18 protein-coding genes are annotated in these 16,569 nt (G+C 62.1%); 2 read left to right on the forward strand and 16 right to left on the reverse strand.

What is annotated here, in order from left to right; all coding sequences use genetic code 11:
* Nucleotides 1-47: 47 nt before the first annotated feature.
* The 5 genes from RWJ89_RS18405 to rsfS all read right to left on the reverse strand — a co-directional run bounded on the left by RWJ89_RS18405 (nucleotide 48) and on the right by rsfS (nucleotide 5,254).
* Nucleotides 48-1,244, reverse strand: coding sequence for a divergent polysaccharide deacetylase family protein (locus tag RWJ89_RS18405; RefSeq protein ID WP_316031221.1), 1,197 nt, complete (start codon nucleotides 1,242-1,244; stop codon nucleotides 48-50).
* Nucleotides 1,245-1,320: 76 nt separating this feature from the next.
* Nucleotides 1,321-2,643 (reverse strand): S41 family peptidase, encoded by a 1,323-nt coding sequence (locus tag RWJ89_RS18410; RefSeq protein ID WP_020052177.1) that lies wholly within the window; start codon nucleotides 2,641-2,643, stop codon nucleotides 1,321-1,323.
* A complete protein-coding gene (locus RWJ89_RS18415) occupies nucleotides 2,633-4,036 on the reverse strand; it encodes a murein hydrolase activator EnvC family protein (RefSeq protein ID WP_316031222.1) in 1,404 nt (467 codons plus the stop codon). The genes RWJ89_RS18410 and RWJ89_RS18415 overlap by 11 nt, the downstream gene beginning before the upstream one ends.
* Before the next feature lie 173 nt (nucleotides 4,037-4,209).
* Nucleotides 4,210-4,692 carry a 23S rRNA (pseudouridine(1915)-N(3))-methyltransferase RlmH gene (gene rlmH / locus RWJ89_RS18420; protein ID WP_316031223.1) on the reverse strand — a complete coding sequence of 161 codons (483 nt, stop codon included), beginning with the start codon at nucleotides 4,690-4,692 and terminating at the stop codon, nucleotides 4,210-4,212.
* A 118-nt stretch (nucleotides 4,693-4,810) separates the two neighbouring features.
* Complete coding sequence (gene rsfS / locus RWJ89_RS18425) at nucleotides 4,811-5,254, reverse strand: ribosome silencing factor (protein ID WP_032999558.1); 444 nt, start codon at nucleotides 5,252-5,254, stop codon at nucleotides 4,811-4,813.
* 210 nt (nucleotides 5,255-5,464) lie between these two features.
* Here rsfS and RWJ89_RS18430 point away from each other — a divergent pair, with 210 nt between their 5' ends.
* Entirely contained in the window at nucleotides 5,465-5,842 is a 378-nt protein-coding gene (locus tag RWJ89_RS18430) for a winged helix-turn-helix domain-containing protein (RefSeq protein ID WP_131665115.1), read from the forward strand.
* Here the strand turns inward: RWJ89_RS18430 and modC are convergent, their stop codons facing one another.
* From modC to obgE, 7 genes are all read right to left on the reverse strand, one after another.
* A complete protein-coding gene (gene modC / locus RWJ89_RS18435) occupies nucleotides 5,843-6,910 on the reverse strand; it encodes a molybdenum ABC transporter ATP-binding protein (RefSeq protein WP_168284508.1) in 1,068 nt (355 codons plus the stop codon).
* A complete protein-coding gene (gene modB, locus RWJ89_RS18440) occupies nucleotides 6,907-7,608 on the reverse strand; it encodes a molybdate ABC transporter permease subunit (protein WP_316031272.1) in 702 nt (233 codons plus the stop codon). The genes modC and modB overlap by 4 nt, the downstream gene beginning before the upstream one ends.
* A 261-nt stretch (nucleotides 7,609-7,869) precedes the next feature.
* Nucleotides 7,870-8,661 (reverse strand): molybdate ABC transporter substrate-binding protein, encoded by a 792-nt coding sequence (gene modA / locus RWJ89_RS18445; protein ID WP_316031224.1) that lies wholly within the window; start codon nucleotides 8,659-8,661, stop codon nucleotides 7,870-7,872.
* A gap of 528 nt (nucleotides 8,662-9,189) precedes the next feature.
* On the reverse strand, nucleotides 9,190-9,852 hold the full coding sequence (locus RWJ89_RS18450; protein ID WP_316031225.1) for a nicotinate-nucleotide adenylyltransferase: 663 nt from the start codon (nucleotides 9,850-9,852) through the stop codon (nucleotides 9,190-9,192).
* Nucleotides 9,827-11,110 carry a glutamate-5-semialdehyde dehydrogenase gene (locus RWJ89_RS18455; protein WP_131665119.1) on the reverse strand — a complete coding sequence of 428 codons (1,284 nt, stop codon included), beginning with the start codon at nucleotides 11,108-11,110 and terminating at the stop codon, nucleotides 9,827-9,829. The genes RWJ89_RS18450 and RWJ89_RS18455 overlap by 26 nt, the downstream gene beginning before the upstream one ends.
* Nucleotides 11,103-12,272, reverse strand: a complete 1,170-nt coding sequence (proB, locus tag RWJ89_RS18460; RefSeq protein WP_222061747.1) for a glutamate 5-kinase — start codon at nucleotides 12,270-12,272, stop codon at nucleotides 11,103-11,105. The genes RWJ89_RS18455 and proB overlap by 8 nt, the downstream gene beginning before the upstream one ends.
* The gene (obgE, locus tag RWJ89_RS18465) at nucleotides 12,259-13,347 is read right to left on the reverse strand and encodes a GTPase ObgE (RefSeq protein WP_222061746.1); all 1,089 of its coding nucleotides are present in this window, start codon (nucleotides 13,345-13,347) and stop codon (nucleotides 12,259-12,261) included. Before obgE ends, proB begins: the two co-directional genes overlap by 14 nt.
* An 84-nt stretch (nucleotides 13,348-13,431) precedes the next feature.
* Between obgE and RWJ89_RS18470 the strand changes: the two genes are divergently transcribed.
* Nucleotides 13,432-14,298, forward strand: coding sequence for an endonuclease/exonuclease/phosphatase family protein (locus tag RWJ89_RS18470; RefSeq protein WP_316031226.1), 867 nt, complete (start codon nucleotides 13,432-13,434; stop codon nucleotides 14,296-14,298).
* Nucleotides 14,299-14,339: 41 nt separating this feature from the next.
* Here the strand turns inward: RWJ89_RS18470 and RWJ89_RS18475 are convergent, their stop codons facing one another.
* The 4 genes from RWJ89_RS18475 to rplU form a co-directional block, all read right to left on the reverse strand.
* Nucleotides 14,340-14,927, reverse strand: a complete 588-nt coding sequence (locus RWJ89_RS18475; RefSeq protein ID WP_316031227.1) for a GNAT family N-acetyltransferase — start codon at nucleotides 14,925-14,927, stop codon at nucleotides 14,340-14,342.
* Complete coding sequence (locus RWJ89_RS18480; protein ID WP_131665123.1) at nucleotides 14,924-15,580, reverse strand: GNAT family N-acetyltransferase; 657 nt, start codon at nucleotides 15,578-15,580, stop codon at nucleotides 14,924-14,926. Before RWJ89_RS18480 ends, RWJ89_RS18475 begins: the two co-directional genes overlap by 4 nt.
* Nucleotides 15,581-15,706: 126 nt before the next feature.
* Entirely contained in the window at nucleotides 15,707-15,976 is a 270-nt protein-coding gene (gene rpmA, locus RWJ89_RS18485) for a 50S ribosomal protein L27 (RefSeq protein WP_003543909.1), read from the reverse strand.
* A 33-nt stretch (nucleotides 15,977-16,009) separates the two neighbouring features.
* Nucleotides 16,010-16,327 (reverse strand): 50S ribosomal protein L21, encoded by a 318-nt coding sequence (gene rplU / locus RWJ89_RS18490; protein ID WP_003543907.1) that lies wholly within the window; start codon nucleotides 16,325-16,327, stop codon nucleotides 16,010-16,012.
* Nucleotides 16,328-16,569 lie beyond the last annotated feature (242 nt).

A 16,569-nucleotide genomic window follows, 5' to 3' on the forward strand; every position in this document is an offset into this window, starting at 1 on the left:
TTCTCCGTTCTGGGATTCTTCTCAAGGATCCATCTCAAGAATTTTTTTCAAGGATTCCGGGGGTCGTTGGAAATGGCGGCGACGCCGACGATCTCGATGCCGCGCATCGCGGCCTCCTCGCTCCACTTGGCGATGGCGTCAACGCTCTCATCGAAAGCCGAGGCGACGCCGATCGCTTGGCCGTTCTTGCGGGCGATGCGCTCGAGCTCGTCGAGCTTCTTCAGAACGGCGTTGATATCGAGCTGGCCGTCGAGCTGCAGGTCGGCGAAGGCATAGGGCAGTTCGGTTCCCCTGGCGATCGCCGCCGTCTTCGACTGCGCCGATGTGCCATCGTCGAGAAACAGCAGCCCGCGCTTGCCGATGTCGCGCATGACAGGTTCCATGGCGGTGGGATCAGAGAGAAAACGGCCGCCGAGATAATTCATGACGCCGGTATAGTTGGTGATCTCGCCCATCGCCTTGTGCAGGTTTTCGATGTTGCGGGCGGCCGGCTTCGAGGTCAGCAGGGTTTCGGGGCCTGGATCGTTCGCCGGGTAATCAAAAGGCTCGAGCGGCACTTGCAAAAGGATCTCGTGACCGCCGCGGCGGGCTTCCTGCATCCAGCGCTGCAGGCTGTTGCCGCTCGCGGCAAAAGCGAAAGTGATCTCTTCCGGCAATTCCGCGATGGCGCGCTGCGTTCCGGTCTGGCTGAGCCCGAGGCCGCTGACGACGATGGCGATGCGGACGCCACGCGCGCCGGACGAGGGGCGCGCATATTGATCCATCGGCCGCCGGCCATCGGGGCCGATAATCGGCAGCCTGCCAAAGGGCGTCTCTTCGAGCAGTGCTTCATTGGGCTGGGCCGCCATGCGCGGATCCTGGCCGATCTGCATGGCGTCGACCAGCACCGGTCCGCCGCCGTCGCGCGGGCGGGGGCTGTATTTGGTGACGACCGAGCCGTCACCAGTGACCATCTGCTCGACATTGGCACCAGAGCGCGGGTCCGCGCGGGGCATGCCATCCGTTGCCTGGTTGGCAGCTGTCGCTGGTGGTTGCGGAGTATTGGAAGGTGGTTTTGCCGCTTGTTCGGCGGCCGGCGGTTTGGCGCGTTCGAGCCCATCGCCGCGAAATGCCGTATAGAGGGAAAAGCCGCCTATCGCAAAAAGGCAGAGACTGGCGGCGATACGGCCGAGGCGCAGGATGCCTGGGCGCCGGCGGCCGGTTTTGCGGTTGCGGCCCAAAGGCGCATGCAGGTCCGTTCCCAATTTTTCGCCCGCTCCAAAACCGGGAAACAGCACAAAGGGTCAAGGCCGGGCGAGTGCCCGGCCTTGAGTTGATCGATTACTTGGCGACGACGGCCTTGTCCGGGTTCGGCGGGAAGGCCGGATCGGTCTTCTTGCCACGCAGAAGGTCGAGCGCGTAGTTCAGCTGAACGTCGTCCTTCGGGTCCGGCGGAACATAGGCAACGGAGCCCGAACCTTCGTCCGTCTCGCTCTGGCCCTTGATGTGGCCGCGCAGGCTGGATTCGCCTTCAGTCACCATCTTGCCCTGCAGTTCCTCCGGCAGCGGCTCCTCGACCTTGATGTCGGGGGTGATGCCGGTGCCCTGGATCGAGCGGCCCGACGGCGTGTAGTAGAGCGCCGTGGTCAGGCGCAGCGCGCCGTTTTCACCGAGCGGGATGATCGTCTGGACGGAGCCCTTGCCGAAGGAGCGCGTGCCGAGAACGGTGGCACGGCGCAGATCCTGAAGAGCGCCGGCGACGATTTCCGATGCGGAAGCCGAGCCGCCGTTGATCAGCACGATCACCGGCTTGCCATCCGTCAGGTCGCCCGGGCCGGCATTGAAGCGGCGGGTTTCGTCCGGATTGCGGCCGCGGGTCGAAACGACTTCGCCACGCTGCAGCAGGGCATCGGAGACGTTGATCGCCTGATCGAGCAGACCGCCCGGATTGAGGCGCAGATCGAGAACATAACCCTTCAGCTTGTCAGCCGGAACGGTGTCTTTGATCTTCTTGATCGCCTTTTCCATGTCAGGATAGGTCTTCTCGGTGAAGGAGATGATGCGGAGATAACCGACATCGTCCTCGACACGCGACTTGACTGCCTGGACGGCGACGACGTCACGGACGATCGTCAGCTCGATCGGCTTGTCGGCACCCTTGCGGATCAGCGTCAGCTTGATCGGCGTGTTGACGGCGCCGCGCATCTTCTCGACTGCGTCTTCCAGCTTCAGGCCGCGCACGGACTGGCCGTCGATTTCGGAGATGTAGTCGCCGGCGAGAACGCCGGCCTTGGCGGCGGGCGTATCATCGATCGGGGTAATGACCTTGACGAGTTCGTCTTCCATCGTGACTTCGATGCCGAGGCCGCCGAACTCACCCTTGGTCTGGGTGCGCATGTCCTCGGCGTCCTTCGAATTCATGTAGCTCGAATGAGGATCGAGCGAGGAGAGCATGCCGTTGATGGCGTTCTCGATCAGCTTGTCTTCCGCAGGCGGCGTCACATATTGCGCACGCACACGCTCGAAGACATCTCCGAAAACCGAAAGTTCCTTGTAAGTCGAGGATCCGGCCGCTTCTGCCGGCACACTCGCCGAGTAAATGACGCTCATTGCGGTCGCACCCATCAATGCGCCGACCAGAACAAGAGAAGCCCTACGAATCATTGCGTGCCTTTCCAGTGTCTTTGGCGGTCCACCACGGCCGGGAATCGACCGGTTTACCGTCCTTTCGAAATTCAATGTAAAGCGTTGGCCGGTTCGTTTCCAGCGCCAATGCAGTTGCGCTTGCCACTCTTTTCGCGCCCATCACGGCAAGCGGCTCACCGGAGAAAACGAATTTTCCCTGACGGGTGTTGATCGTATCCATTCCCGAGAGAACCAGGTGGTATCCATCGCCCGCGTCGAGGATGATCATCTGGCCGTAACTGCGGAATGCGCCGGCGAAAACCACCAGACCATCCGCAGGCGCCGTCACCACTGTCTCTGGATTGGTGGCGACCGTCATTCCCATGGCCTCGTGCCCGGTGCCGTCGGCATCGCCGAACTGGCGCAGGATATCGCCCGTAACGGGCACCTCCAATTTCGCCTTCAATTCTCCGAAGGGATATGCGGGCGCAATGCGGTTTTTATCGGGCACGCCGCTGTCGGCAAGCGCCTTGGCCTGGGCGCGCTGCTCGTCCGTCAGCAGCTTGCGGTTCTCCTCCGCCAGACGGGCGGCAGCGGCGGCATCCCGCACCGAAGCGATCTCGGATTCCATCGAGGCGACCAGGCCTTCAAGGCTCGTCGCCTTGCCTGCTAGTTCCTCCGAGCGTTTCCGTTCGGCCTCGAGTTCGGCGGCGTTGCTGCGGCTGAGCTTGTCGTTTTCGGCAAGCAGCAGGTCCATGCGCCGCTCCTCCTCGATGCCATCAGTCATCGTCGCGGTCAGCGAGGCCTTCTCGGCAGCACTTGCGGTCTGCAATGCGGCGAGGCTTGCGAGGTCTGCCGCAAGCTTGTCGGTCTCCTTGCGGATGCCGGGCACGACGGCGCCGAGCAGAATGGCGCTGCGCACGGAGCCAAGCGCGTCATCGGGGGTGACGAGCAAAGCGGGCGGCGGGTTGCGGCCCATGCGCTGGAGCGCTGCCAGCACCTCGGCCAGCAGGCCGCGGCGCTCGTGCAGAGAACGGCGGATGCCATCCTCCTTGACGCCGAGATCGGCAAGCTTCTTCTCGCTTTCGAGGATCTGCTTTTCGAGCGTCTTGCGGCGGGCAGCGGAATCGATGAGTGCCTGGCGGATGCTTTCCGTGCTCTTTTCGAGATCGGCAATGCTTTGCTGAAGCGCGCCCACCTTGTCGGTTGAGAGGCTGATCGTTTTCGACAGGGTTTCGAGTTCGGCACGGGTCTGATCACGCTTGGCGGCAAGTTCGGCCGCCGGATCGGGCGGCGGTGCGAGCTCGGCTGCCGGCTGCGGCGCAGATTGTGCCGCCCCGGGCGCGGCATCCTGCGCCCGGACGATGAACGGATCTGCCGACATGACAATCACCGCCACACCGACGCCGGCCGCGATAGCTGGCAGGATCATGCGGTGTCGCCTGGTGGATGCTCTCGTCATGCGTGTTGGGGCACTTTCTCAAATCGCGCGGAGACTAAGCTGATTTGGTGCGCTTTGCCATAAGGTTTGCAGGAGAACGGGGTGGCCAAGCAAACACGGCTGCGTGATATTGCGACGCCTTGCCGGGGTGTCGCGCCGACGCATCAGACGCGGTGGTAGGGATGGCCGGACAGGATGGTGACGGCACGATAGAGCTGTTCGGCAATCAGTGTGCGCACGAGCTGATGCGGCCAGGTCATCTTGCCCAGGCACAGCGTGGCGTCGGCACGGTCGTAAAGCGAGGGATCGAGGCCATCGGCGCCGCCGATCGCGATAGTCAGCTCGCGTTTGCCCTGGTCGCGATAGGAGCCGAGCAGGTTTGCGAAGGCTTCGCTGTCGATTGCCTTGCCACGTTCATCGAGAAGAATGAGGATGCTGCCATCGGCAAGCGATTTCAGAAGCATCGCCGCCTCTTCACGCTTGCGGGTCTCCGCATTGGAGGCCCGGCTTTCGGCAACTTCGGCAACGCGGGTCAATTCGAGGCCGACGGCAGGGCCGGCCTTGGCGAAACGGTCGAAATAACGAGCGGTAAGATCCTTTTCCGGGCCGGACTTCAGCCGTCCCACCGCAAAAAGACCTATTCGCATTCATCCGCTCCCGCTCATGCGGCACATCGGGCGCACACCGCGCCACCGGCCGGCTTATGATGTTTGCCGGCCAGCCAATGCCACGTCTCAGGCGCCGGACAGAATGCCGGCTCGCCAGTCAGTGCCGTGTTTTTTCATCCATATCCGGAGCCGCCCACATCTTTTCGATGTTGTAGAACTCGCGGATTTCGGGACGGAACACATGCACGATAATGTCACCGGTGTCGATCAGGACCCAATCACCGCCTTCCTGACCTTCGACGCGGGCCGTACCGAGGCCGTCGTCCTTAAGGTCGGTGAGCAGGTGATCCGAGATCGCCATGACATGCCTGTTCGAGCGGCCGGAGACGACGATCATGTAGTCTCCCAGCGCCGATTTTCCGGCAATGTCGATGGTGACGATATCTTCAGCTTTGGAGTCCTCGAGGCTGGCGAGGACGGTTTCTAGGGCACGGGCGGCGGCATCGGCGCCACGTTCCGCACTCTTCGGGATAACGGCGAACGTTTTTCCCTTGGCGTGTACTGTTGTCAGTGCTTTCCCTTTCCTGGAATGACAAACTATGCACAACACAGATCCGATCGCGACCGGATCATGGTTAAGATAGGCATCAAACCATTAATGTTTCAAGACATGCTAAGGTACAGAACGGCCGAAAATCCGATCTGCCGTTCGAATTGAAGTATTTGACTGCTCGGGACGGCCTCGTGCGGGCGGTGTACAGTTTCCATGCCGCAGCGTAAAGTGCAGCAAATTCCACGATCTCCAGATTCAATGACCGACTCAGCCGCAAAAACACTCGTGCCCGTTCTGCGAATCAGCTTCCCGGATGAGGATCGCCTCGGTCATGGCAAGATGGAACTGCTGGAGCATATCCGCCAGACCGGATCGATCTCGGCCGCCGGGCGGGCGATGGATATGTCCTACCGGCGGGCATGGCTGCTGGTCAGCGAGATGAACCGGATGTTTAACGAACAGGTGGTGGAATCGCAGCGCGGCGGGCAGAAGGGCGGCGGCGCGGCGCTGACGCCGTTCGGCGAGGAATTGCTCGGGCGTTTCCGCCGGATGGAAAGGACAATGCGCACGAGCCTTGCCGAAGATCTCGCCTGGCTCGAGGCCAAGCGCAACCTGCAGCAGGGCGAGCGCAACTGATCAGGCCTCCAGGGCAACTGTCTTGATGACGGCGAAAACCACCCTTCCCGGTCGAAGATCCAGACGCTCGCAGGACAGTGTGGTGATCCGGGAAAGAATGATATCGCCGTCGCAATCGAGCCGGATTTCCACCGTTCCGTCCTCGGTCGACGACATCCCCTCTATCCTTGCTTCCAGGATATTCAGCGCGCTGAGCCCCTCGGGCCTTGCGGTCGCGAGCATGACATCGCGGGAGGGAATGCGGATGCGGACCGATTTGCCGGGCGCAAGGGCCTCACCCGGAATATGGAGCCGACTGGATTTCAGCGCGACCGTCGATAGATGGTGCCGCGCATCGAAGCTTTCCACCGTGCCTTCCAGCAGTGCGCCGGCCTCGCGCCGGTCGGAGGCGGTGGAGGGGCGGCTCAATATGTCGATGGCGGGGCCGGTCGCTTCCACCTTGCCGTCGCGCATGACGACGATCTGGTTTGCCAGCCGCGCCACCTCGGCGATCGAGTGGCTGACATAGACGATCGGTATGTCGGTTTCGTCGCGCAATCGTTCCAGATAAGGCAGAATCTCGGCTTTGCGCGCATCATCGAGGGCGGCGAGCGGCTCGTCCATCAACAGCAAGCGGGGCGAGGAGAGAAGCGCGCGGCCGATGGCGACGCGCTGCTTCTCGCCGCCGGACAGCTTCGCGGGGCTGCGCGCGAGCAGCGTCTCGATACCGAGCAGGTCGACGATGTGGTCGAAGCTCTCGCCGCGCGCCGTTCTCGCCGCGAACCATCGGCCGTAGAACAGATTGGCGCGAACGCTGAGATGCGGGAAAAGCCGCGCCTCCTGGAAGACATAACCGAAGCGGCGGCGATGTTTCGGGACGAGAATACCGGTTGCGGTTTCGGTCAGGGGCTCGCCATCGAGGACGACGCGGCCTTCATCCGGGCGGGCAAGGCCGGCGATGATGCGGATCATCGAGGTCTTGCCGGAGCCGGAACGGCCGAACAGCGCGGTGACGCCACGGTCGGAGGTGAAGGCGGCATCGAGCGAAAAGGCGCCGAGCCTCTGTTTTGCCTCGACGATCAGCGTCATTCCGGGTCGATCCTCCGGCCAGCGAGATGGGCAAGGAATTCGGAGGCGAGCAGGGCGGCCATCGAAATGATGACGGCGACAAGCGTCAGGCGGAGCGCGCCGGCATCGCCGCCCGGCACCTGGGTAAAGGTGTAGATCGCCGCCGACAGCGTCTGGGTTTCGCCGGGAATGTTGGAGACAAAGGTGATCGTCGCGCCGAATTCGCCCATCGCCTTGGCAAAAGAGAGGATCATGCCGGCGATGATGCCGGGCAGGGTCAGCGGCAGGGTGATCGTCATGAAAATCCAGCCAGGGCCGGCGCCGAGCGTTCCGGCCGCCTCTTCCAGCTTGCGGTCGACCGCCTCGATCGACAGGCGGATGCTGCGCACCATCAGCGGAAAAGCCATGATGGCGCAGGCCAGTGCGGCGCCCGTCCAGCGGAAAGACAAGACGATGCCGAAATACTCGTCGAGCAGGCTGCCGATCGGACCGCGGCGGCCGAACAGGATGAGAAGAAGAAAGCCGGTGACCACCGGGGGCAGGACCAGCGGCAGGTGAACGACGCCGTTCAGCACCGACTTGCCCCAGAACCGGCCGCGGGCAAGCAGCAGGGCGACGAGGATGCCGAAGGGCAGGCTTGCCAGCATGGCGACGATCGAGACGCGCAGGCTGAGCAGGATCGCCGTCCATTCCTCATTGCTCAAGCCAAGAGCGTCCAGCAAGCGCTTCTATTCCTCTCAAAAATGAAGGCTCGCACATGCAAGCCATTTGTTGCAAATCACGCTCTTTACTCGGCGTCATCCTCGGCCTTGTGCCGAGGATCTGCTGCCTATGCAAAAATCGACCGGATGCAGATGCTCGGGACAAGCCCGAGCATGACGATAGAGTAGTTAGCGGTCCGCGTCAGCAGACTGAAACATCGTGATGTGAGCCTCAAGTCAGGCACTGACGTGCAAATCCGCAATCATTTCCGGCCTCAATCACTTCAGGATGGTGAAACCCTGCGCCGTGAAGAAGGCAGCAGCCTTGTCGGATTTCAGGAAGTCGAGATAGGCTGATGCATCCGGGTTCTTGCTCTCGGCGACGATTGCGATCGGATAGATGATCGGCGGATGAGAATCGGCGGGGAAGGTGCCGACGACGGCGACACCCTTATCGGCTGCCGCATCCGTCTGGTAGACGATGCCATAAGGCGCTTCGCCGCGGGAGACGAGGGCCAGGGCGGCGCGCACGCTTTCGACGCCGGCGACCTTGGTTTCGACCGATTTCCAGACGCCGAGCTTTTCGAGCGCGGCCATGCCGTATTTACCGGCCGGAACCGATTTCGGCTCGCCCATGGCAAGCTTGCCGTCACCCACAAGCCCCGCGAGATCGAAGCCTTGCTTGATCTCGACCGGTTTTGCCTTGGCCTTTTCGGCAACGAGCACGATGCGGTTGCCGACCAGGTTGAAACGGGTATCGGCCTTGATCAGGTTTTTCTTGGCGAGGTAGTCCATCCAGTCGAGGTCGGCCGAGATGAAGATATCGGTGGGTGCGGCGTTTTCGATCTGTCTGGCCAGCGCGCCGCTCGCCGCATAGGATACGACGACTTCCTTGCCGCTTTCCTTCGCCCAGGCGGCATTGGCGGCGTCGAGCGCATCCTTGAGGCTCGCCGCCGCAAAGACGGTAAGTTTTTCGGCGGCGGCGGCAGGCGCCGGAAGCGCTGCTGTGCCAAGCCAGAGGGCGGCGATCGCGGCGATTGCCAGTTTCAGCCATCGGCTGCGGTTCTGCATGATCATTCCCCTCGGGATTCGAAATATTGCAACGAATATAACGGGTGAGGCGTCTTGGCTAGGGATATATCCATGAAAATATAACCGTATTGGATCGCGGTGTCCGCTACGACCCAATAGTTACGCATTGTTGAAGTGCATGGCTTGAACGGCAGCGTGAGATCCATAGATGAAAATACCCGAGCGACAGGTGGCAAACCGCAAGGGCGCCCGGCGGCACAGCATGCTCCGTCGATTTCTGCCAAGAAAAACGGCAATGCCAAAGCCACAAGGCTGCACAGAGTTGCACACAATGCATTGCTGCAATGCACCAATCGATATTCATCTTCCTGCGAAATATGCTACAACATACTCATCGACACGGCTTCTCCTCCTCCCATAGCCGTTCGATAGGGTCGACAACACTCCTCCTCCCAGTTGTCGATCGAGTTTATAAGCCCGACGGATCTCCTCCCCCGTCGGGCTTTCTCGTTTTCGGGATCTTCTGAAATCAGGCTGGCGTATGCGTCTTGTTGGGCGCGCGGCGCTCTATTCGGCGTCGCTGTGCGACGAGCCGTTGCGGATTGCCGTCGAGCTCAGGCCCGAGCGCGGTCCGTGGATGAAGGTCCAGGCCGGGGCACGTTTCTTCCAGAGAACACGGGCATCATCCTCGTCGACACGGGCGAAATCGAAGGTCCTGGCCATTTTCGAGGACAGGAAGGAGAGCGTCGCGCCCGGCCGGTCGATCACCGCGATCGGGAAGGTGCGGGTAATCTCCTGCCATTTCTGCCATTTGTGAAAGGTCTGCAGGCTGTCGGCGCCCATGATCCAGATGAAATGCACATGTGGATTGCGCGCCTTGACGCGGGCAAGCGTATTGGCGGTGTAGCTGGTGCCGAGCGTCTGTTCGAAGGCGGTGACCTTGACGCGCGGATCGGCGGCCACACGCTCGCTTTCGGCAATGCGCTCGGCAAGCGGAGCGAGCTGGTTGCGGCTCTTCAGCGGATTGCCCGGGGTAACCATCCACCAGAGCTGGTCGAGGCCGAGCCGCTTGAGGGCGATTTCAGCGACGAGCGCGTGACCCTGATGCGGCGGATTGAACGAACCGCCGAACAGACCGACGACCATGCCGCGCTCGCTGTGCGGCATGCGGAGATAGTGCCGGTCCACATTCTCGGTCGTCACTTCAGGGCCGCGTCTGTCCGGCACCATGCACCCGATATTTGAAAGAGGTGAGCTGTTCGACGCCGACGGGGCCGCGGGCATGCATCTTGCCGGTGGCAATGCCGATTTCCGCACCCATGCCGAACTCGCCGCCATCGGCAAACTGCGTCGAGGCATTGTGCAGCAGGATTGCCGAATCGACTTCAGTGAAGAAACGCGCGACGACGGCGGGGTCCTCGGCGATAACCGCCTCGGTGTGGTTGGAGGAATATGTCTGGATATGGGCGATGGCGCCCGATATGCCGTCGACGACGGCAACCGAGATGATTGCGTCGAGATATTCGGTCGACCAGTCCTCCTCGGTCGCGGGCTTCAAGCCGGGTGCGACCTTCAGCACTGTTGCCGAAGCGCGGATCTCGCAGCCGGCCTCCGTCAGAACCTCAAGCAGCGGCGTCAGATGCGTGCCGATCGCGGCGCCATCGACGAGCAGGGTTTCGGCCGCCCCGCAGATGCCGGTGCGGCGCATCTTGGCGTTGACCACGATCTTCTTGGCCATTTCGATATCGGCCGAGGCATCGACATAGATGTGGCAAAGGCCTTCGAGATGGGCAAAAACCGGCACGCGAGCCTCGCTCTGCACGCGGGCAACCAGGCTCTTGCCGCCGCGCGGCACGATGACGTCGATCGCCCCGTCCAAGCCGCGCAGCATGGCGCCGACGGCGGCGCGGTCGGTGACCGGCACGAGCTGGATAGCATGCTCTGGAAGTCCCGCCGCCTTCAGACCCTCAACCAGGCAGGCGTGGATAGCCTGCGATGAACGGCGCGAATCCGAGCCGCAACGCAGGATGACGGCATTGCCCGCCTTGAGGCAGAGGGCGCCGGCATCAGCCGTAACGTTCGGCCGGCTTTCGAAGATCACGCCGATGACGCCGAGCGGCGTGCGGACGCGCTCGATTTTCAGCCCGTTCGGCCGGTCCCAGGCAGCGATGACTTCGCCGACTGGATCGGCAAGGGCGGCGATGGCGCGGATTCCCTCGGCCATTTCGGCGATGCGTTTGTCGTTCAGCGTCAGCCGGTCGACGAAGGAAGCGAGCATCTCGGTGCCTTCGATGTCCTTCAGATCCCTCGCGTTCTCGGCAAGAATATGCGCCTTATTCGCCAGGATCGCATCGGCCATGGCGTTCAACGCGCTGTTCTTCGCCTCGGTGGATGCAAAGCCCAGCGGTCGTGCCGCAGCCTTTGCCTTGCGGCCGATGTCGTTCATCAGCACGTCAATGTCGGGGCCCGGCGCAACGGTATCAAGCATAGCTCGCGTCCTTCTTCTGCCTTTCCGATTTCGAACCGATCTGCGCGGTCATGACCATATCGTCGCGATGGACCATGGCGGCGCGCCCGGCATAACCGAGAATGGCCTCGATCTCCGCCGACTTGCGGCCGGCGATCCGGCGGGCGTCGTCGGCATCGTAGCTTACCAGGCCGCGGGCAATCTCGCGGCCGGCCGGGCCGATGATCGCCACCGTGTCGCCGCGGCTGAAGAGGCCGGAAACGCTGCGAACGCCAGCGGGAAGCAGGCTCTTACCGGCCCCGAGGGCGACGACAGCGCCGTCATCGACATGCAGTTCGCCGGCCGGCTGCAGCTGCCCGGCAATCCAGGTCTTGCGGGCGGTCACGGGTGTGCCCGATGGCGCGAACCACGAGGAACGCGCGCCGCTTTCGATTGCCGATAGAGGATTGTCGGTCTTGCCGGAGGCGATGATCATGGCGCAGCCTGATGCGGTGGCAATCTTGCCGGCATCGATCTTGGTGCGCATGCCGCCGCGCGAAAACTCGGAGGCCGCACCCCCGGCCATTGCCTCGATCTCGGGGGTGATTTCGGCAATCGTCTCGAGGAACGTTGCGTTCGGATCGAGATGGGGCGGCGCGGTGTAGAGACCGTCGATATCGGAGAGAAGAATGAGCAGATCGGCGCCGGTCATCGTCGCGACGCGGGCGGCCAGCCGGTCGTTGTCGCCATAGCGGATCTCGCTGGTGGCGACCGTGTCGTTTTCATTGATGATCGGCACGGCGCCGATCTTCAAAAGCTGATTGATGGTGGCGCGCGCATTGAGATAGCGGCGGCGCTCCTCGGTATCGCCGAGCGTCAACAGGATCTGGCCGGCGACAATCTCGTCGCGTGACAGGCTTTCCGACCAGGCGCGCGCCAGCGCAATCTGGCCGACAGCGGCGGCCGCTTGGCTTTCCTCCAGCTTCAAGGCGCCTGAGGGCAGGTCGAGCACCGAGCGGCCGAGCGCGATTGCGCCCGAGGAGACGACGAGCACGTCGATGCCCTTGGCCTTCAGGCCCGAGATATCGGCGCACATGGCGTCGAGCCAGGATTTCTTCAGCCCGGCCTTGCGGTCGACGAGAAGCGCGGATCCGATCTTGATGACGATGCGGCGGTAGCGGCCAAGCGGCTTACGGCTGGTCATCGTCCTCGCCCTTGTCCTCGCCCTCATCGGTGACGACCATGTCGCGATGACGCAGCTTCGGCATCTTGGCCGGCTTCTCCTCGGTATTGGCTTCGACGATGATGTCGCGCAGCGCGCGCAGCACCTCGGTCATGCCCTTGCCGGTGACAGCCGAAATCTGGAATGGCGTCTTGCCGCAGGCCTTGGCCAATTCCTTGGTCTTCTTCTTCAGTTCGGCATCGTCGAGCACGTCGATCTGCGACAGCGCCACGATCTCCGCCTTGTCGGTCAGCTCGTTTCCGTAGGCTTCGAGTTCGTGCTTGACCGTCTTATAGGCCTTGCCGACCTTTTCCTCCTGGGCGGAGATGAGGTGGAGCAGCACGCGGGTGCGCTCGACATGGCCGAGGAAACGGTCGCCGATGCCGACACCTTCATGGGCGCCTTCGATTAGGCCCGGAATGTCGGCCAGGATGAACTCGCGCTCGTCGATGGTGGCAACGCCGAGGTTGGGATGCAGCGTGGTGAAGGGATAGTTGGCGATCTTCGGCCGTGCACGGGTGACTGATGCCAGGAAGGTCGACTTGCCGGCATTCGGCATGCCGACGAGGCCGGCATCGGCGATCAGCTTCAGGCGCAGCCAGATGGTCTTTTCCTCGCCGGGCAGGCCGGGATTGGCCCAATCCGGCGCCTGGTTGGTCGAGGTTTTGAAATGGGCGTTGCCGAAGCCGCCATTGCCGCCATGGGCAAGACAGTAACGCTGGCCTTCGACGGTCAGGTCGCAGATCAGTGTTTCCTGGTCTTCCTCGAAGATCTGGGTGCCCACGGGAACCTTTAGCGTCACGTCGCTGCCGTTGGCGCCGGTGCGGTTCCTGCCCATGCCATGGGTGCCGATCGTCGCCTTGAAATGCTGCTGAAAGCGAAAATCGATCAGCGTGTTGAGGCCGTTGACGGCCTCGACCCAGACGTCGCCGCCGCGTCCGCCGTCACCGCCATCGGGGCCGCCGAACTCGATGAATTTCTCGCGTCGGAAGGAAACGCTGCCGCCGCCGCCGTCCCCGGACTTGATATAGACCTTTGCTTCGTCGAGAAATTTCATTTTACTTCCAATATTCAGTGGCGGTTGGACGGCCCGTCTTGGCCCATTCGTTATAGGCGGTTCCGACGGAGGTCAAAGATTATCGTGAATTTTGCGAGCTATAACATACAGTACGGCTTCGGTCTCGACGGCAGATACGATCTGGCGCGCATTGCCCGGAGTCTCGTGGGGGCCGATGTCATCGCGCTGCAGGAGGTGACCCGCGGCTTCTCCCGCAACGGTTTTGCCGACATGGCGGCCGATATTGCAGCCCTCTTTCCCGACTATTTCTGGGTGTATGGGCCAGCCTGCGACATGCATGTCGAAGCTGATGAAGACGGGCTCCGGCCGTTGCGCGGCACACGATTCCAGTTCGGCAACATGGTGCTGTCGCGCTGGCCGATCGTCTCGACCCGAACGCTGCTTCTGCCGCGCAGCCGCACGATCGGCAAGATCAACCTGCAGCGCGGCGCGATCGAGGCGGTGATCGACGCACCCGCCGGCGCGATCCGCGTCTACTCCGTCCATCTCGACCATGTCTCGGCCGACGAGCGCATCCGACAGCTGCAATTTCTGAATGCCCATATCAATGCGTTCGTCCAGGAGGGTGGTTCGCTGACGGGGGGTGGTGAATTCGACCTGCTGGAGCCGCCGCTGCCGGAGGATTATGTCATCATGGGCGATTTCAACATGGAGCCGGAATCGCCGGAATATTGCGCGCTTGCCGGTGCTGGCGGCGGATATTACGGCCGTGTCGCCAGAATCGGCACGCCGGTCGACGCCTTTGCGGCGCTGAAGGCTTACTCTCCGGAGAGCTACAGCTGGATGGATCCCGAAGATCACGGCAAACGCATGCATCTCGATTATTGCTTCGTCAGTTGCGGCCTGCAGAGCCGGTTGAAATCCATCCGGATCGATACGCAGTCCGTCGGTTCCGATCATTTCCCGGTATGGGTCGAGATCGGCGATTGAAGGAGACGCCGCCGATGCGGCGGCGTCTCGAGTTTGATCAGTCAGGCCACTTTTCGCGGCTGCAGCGAGCCCGGCTGCAGCACGGTCTCGATGTGCGACACCATGGTGTTGCGGGCGAAACAATAGATTTCGCCGCAACCCGTCATGCGGAAACCGAGCTTCTCCTGCAATCGCAGCGAAGCCGGGTTGTCGGCGAAGACGCCGGAATGAACAGGCGTCTCCGGCATGCGGCGCGAGAAGCGCTCGATGATCGCCGCCACCGCCTCGCTCATATAGCCGCGCCGCCAGTAATAGCGGTTCAGCCAGTAGCCGAGGTGCCAGCGGCCGTGGCGCAACTCGATCGAGACGTTACCGATATGGACATCGTCCTTGCCGGTAATCGCCAGCGGCCAGTCGGGCAGGGTGCCCGAGGTGACCGGGATCAGCCAGTCCAGAGCATCCTGCCGGTCGAACGGCGCGGGTACGCGGGACAGCATGCGCGTGACCGCGAAATCGGAAAGCGATTCCGCGATATCAGGCGCATCGCTCAGCCTGTGGGGGCGGAGCGTCAGCCGGGCGGTCGAGATAACAGGTGCGGGACCGGGCATCATCGGCTTGACCTCCGGCCTTTGCAGTGCCGTCGTGCTCATGCGATGTTCCCCCAGCTTCTGAGAGACATCCAGGTCTTGCGGTCGAGCCTGTACCATTCGACCGGCACGTTGCTGCCGAGCGCCAGCGAGGCGGCGAGCCCCGAACCCTGGAACTGGAAGCCGCACTTCTGGATGACGCGGCGCGAGGCGACGTTCATGACCCGGCAACGGGCATCGATCTGATCGACGTCCTGACGGGTTCTGAACACCATATCGACCAGGGCATGGCAGGCCTCGGTCGCATAACTCTTGTTCCAATAGGGCTCGCCCAGCCAGTAGCCGATCTCGACGGTCTTGCCGTCTGTCTGCGGCTCAACACCGCAGCAGCCGATAAAGGCGCCGTTTTCGGCTTTGGTGATCGCATAGACGCACTTGCCAATCTCGCCATTTTTCGTGCGACGCACGAAGTCGGCAGCATCATCGGCGGTATAAGGGTGCGGCATACGCGATACCATGGTGGCGACTTTGGCGTTGTTGGCGAGATGGGCAAGGGCGTCGATGTCTTCTTCGTGGGGCGCGCGCATGACGAGCCTTTCCGATAACAAGACAGGGCAATCGGTCCTTAACCGTTCCGGCCTCAGCCGCTCCGTGGAAGACCGCTGGTCTTCCCGGGGAGACCGTGATTGGTCTACCCTTAACAATTCGCCTTGCATGGTTCAGTCCTCCTTGAGGGGTAAAGAAAAAGGGGAGATGGCGCCCCATCTCCCCTGTTTTCTAGACTGAACCTGATACGGCCAGCCGGGTCGATGAGACGCCGGCTGTTTTTGAGCGCTACCGGCTTATTCCGCTGCTTCCGCTTTCGGCATGACAGACACGTAGACGCGACCGTTGGCCTTGGTTCGGTAGTTCACATTGCCGGCGGTAAGCGCAAAAATCGTGTGATCCTTGCCGAGGCCGACGTTGGAACCCGGATGCCACTCAGTACCGCGCTGACGCACGATGATGTTGCCTGCGATGACGGCTTCGCCGCCGAACTTCTTCACGCCAAGGCGCTTGGACTGAGAATCGCGACCGTTGCGCGATGAACCGCCAGCTTTTTTGTGTGCCATTGGAGTTCTCCTTTAAACCTTGTCCCGTTGATCTTACTTGGCAGCCACGATGTCCGTGATACGGACGACCGTGTGATGCTGACGATGGCCGCGCGAACGCTTCGAATTCTGACGGCGGCGCTTCTTGAAGGCGATGACCTTCTTGCCGCGGTTCTGTTCGACGACTTCTGCCTTGACAGAGGCGCCGGTAACGAAGGGCGCACCGATCGCAGCGTCGGCGCCTTCGCCGATCACGAGCACTTCGGTGAATTCAATGGAGTCGCCAGCGGTGGCTTCCAGCTTTTCGATGGTCAGCACGTCGTTGGCTGCCACACGGTACTGTTTACCGCCGGTCTTGATGACTGCGAACATTTTTTGTCCTTTCATGTTCGTTCCAGCTCTCCTCGCCGATTGAGCAAGGTGGCCGTCTTTTTATCAGTCGAAGTTAAGCAGGGATTTCAGAGGTCTAATCCTCGAACTCGTCCTGCCGGTGAAGCCCCGCGCAAGCGCAGGACAAGCTAGGCGCGGATTTCTCCAAACCTATTGCGCAGCCGAGATAGCCGAGCGGCAAAAAAGTGTCAAGGCAAAAGGATGGAATGCTTCGACTTTTCGGC

Origin of the sequence: Rhizobium sp. 10PS4, assembly GCF_032464805.1 — a bacterium.
GTDB lineage: Bacteria > Pseudomonadota > Alphaproteobacteria > Rhizobiales > Rhizobiaceae > Rhizobium > Rhizobium laguerreae.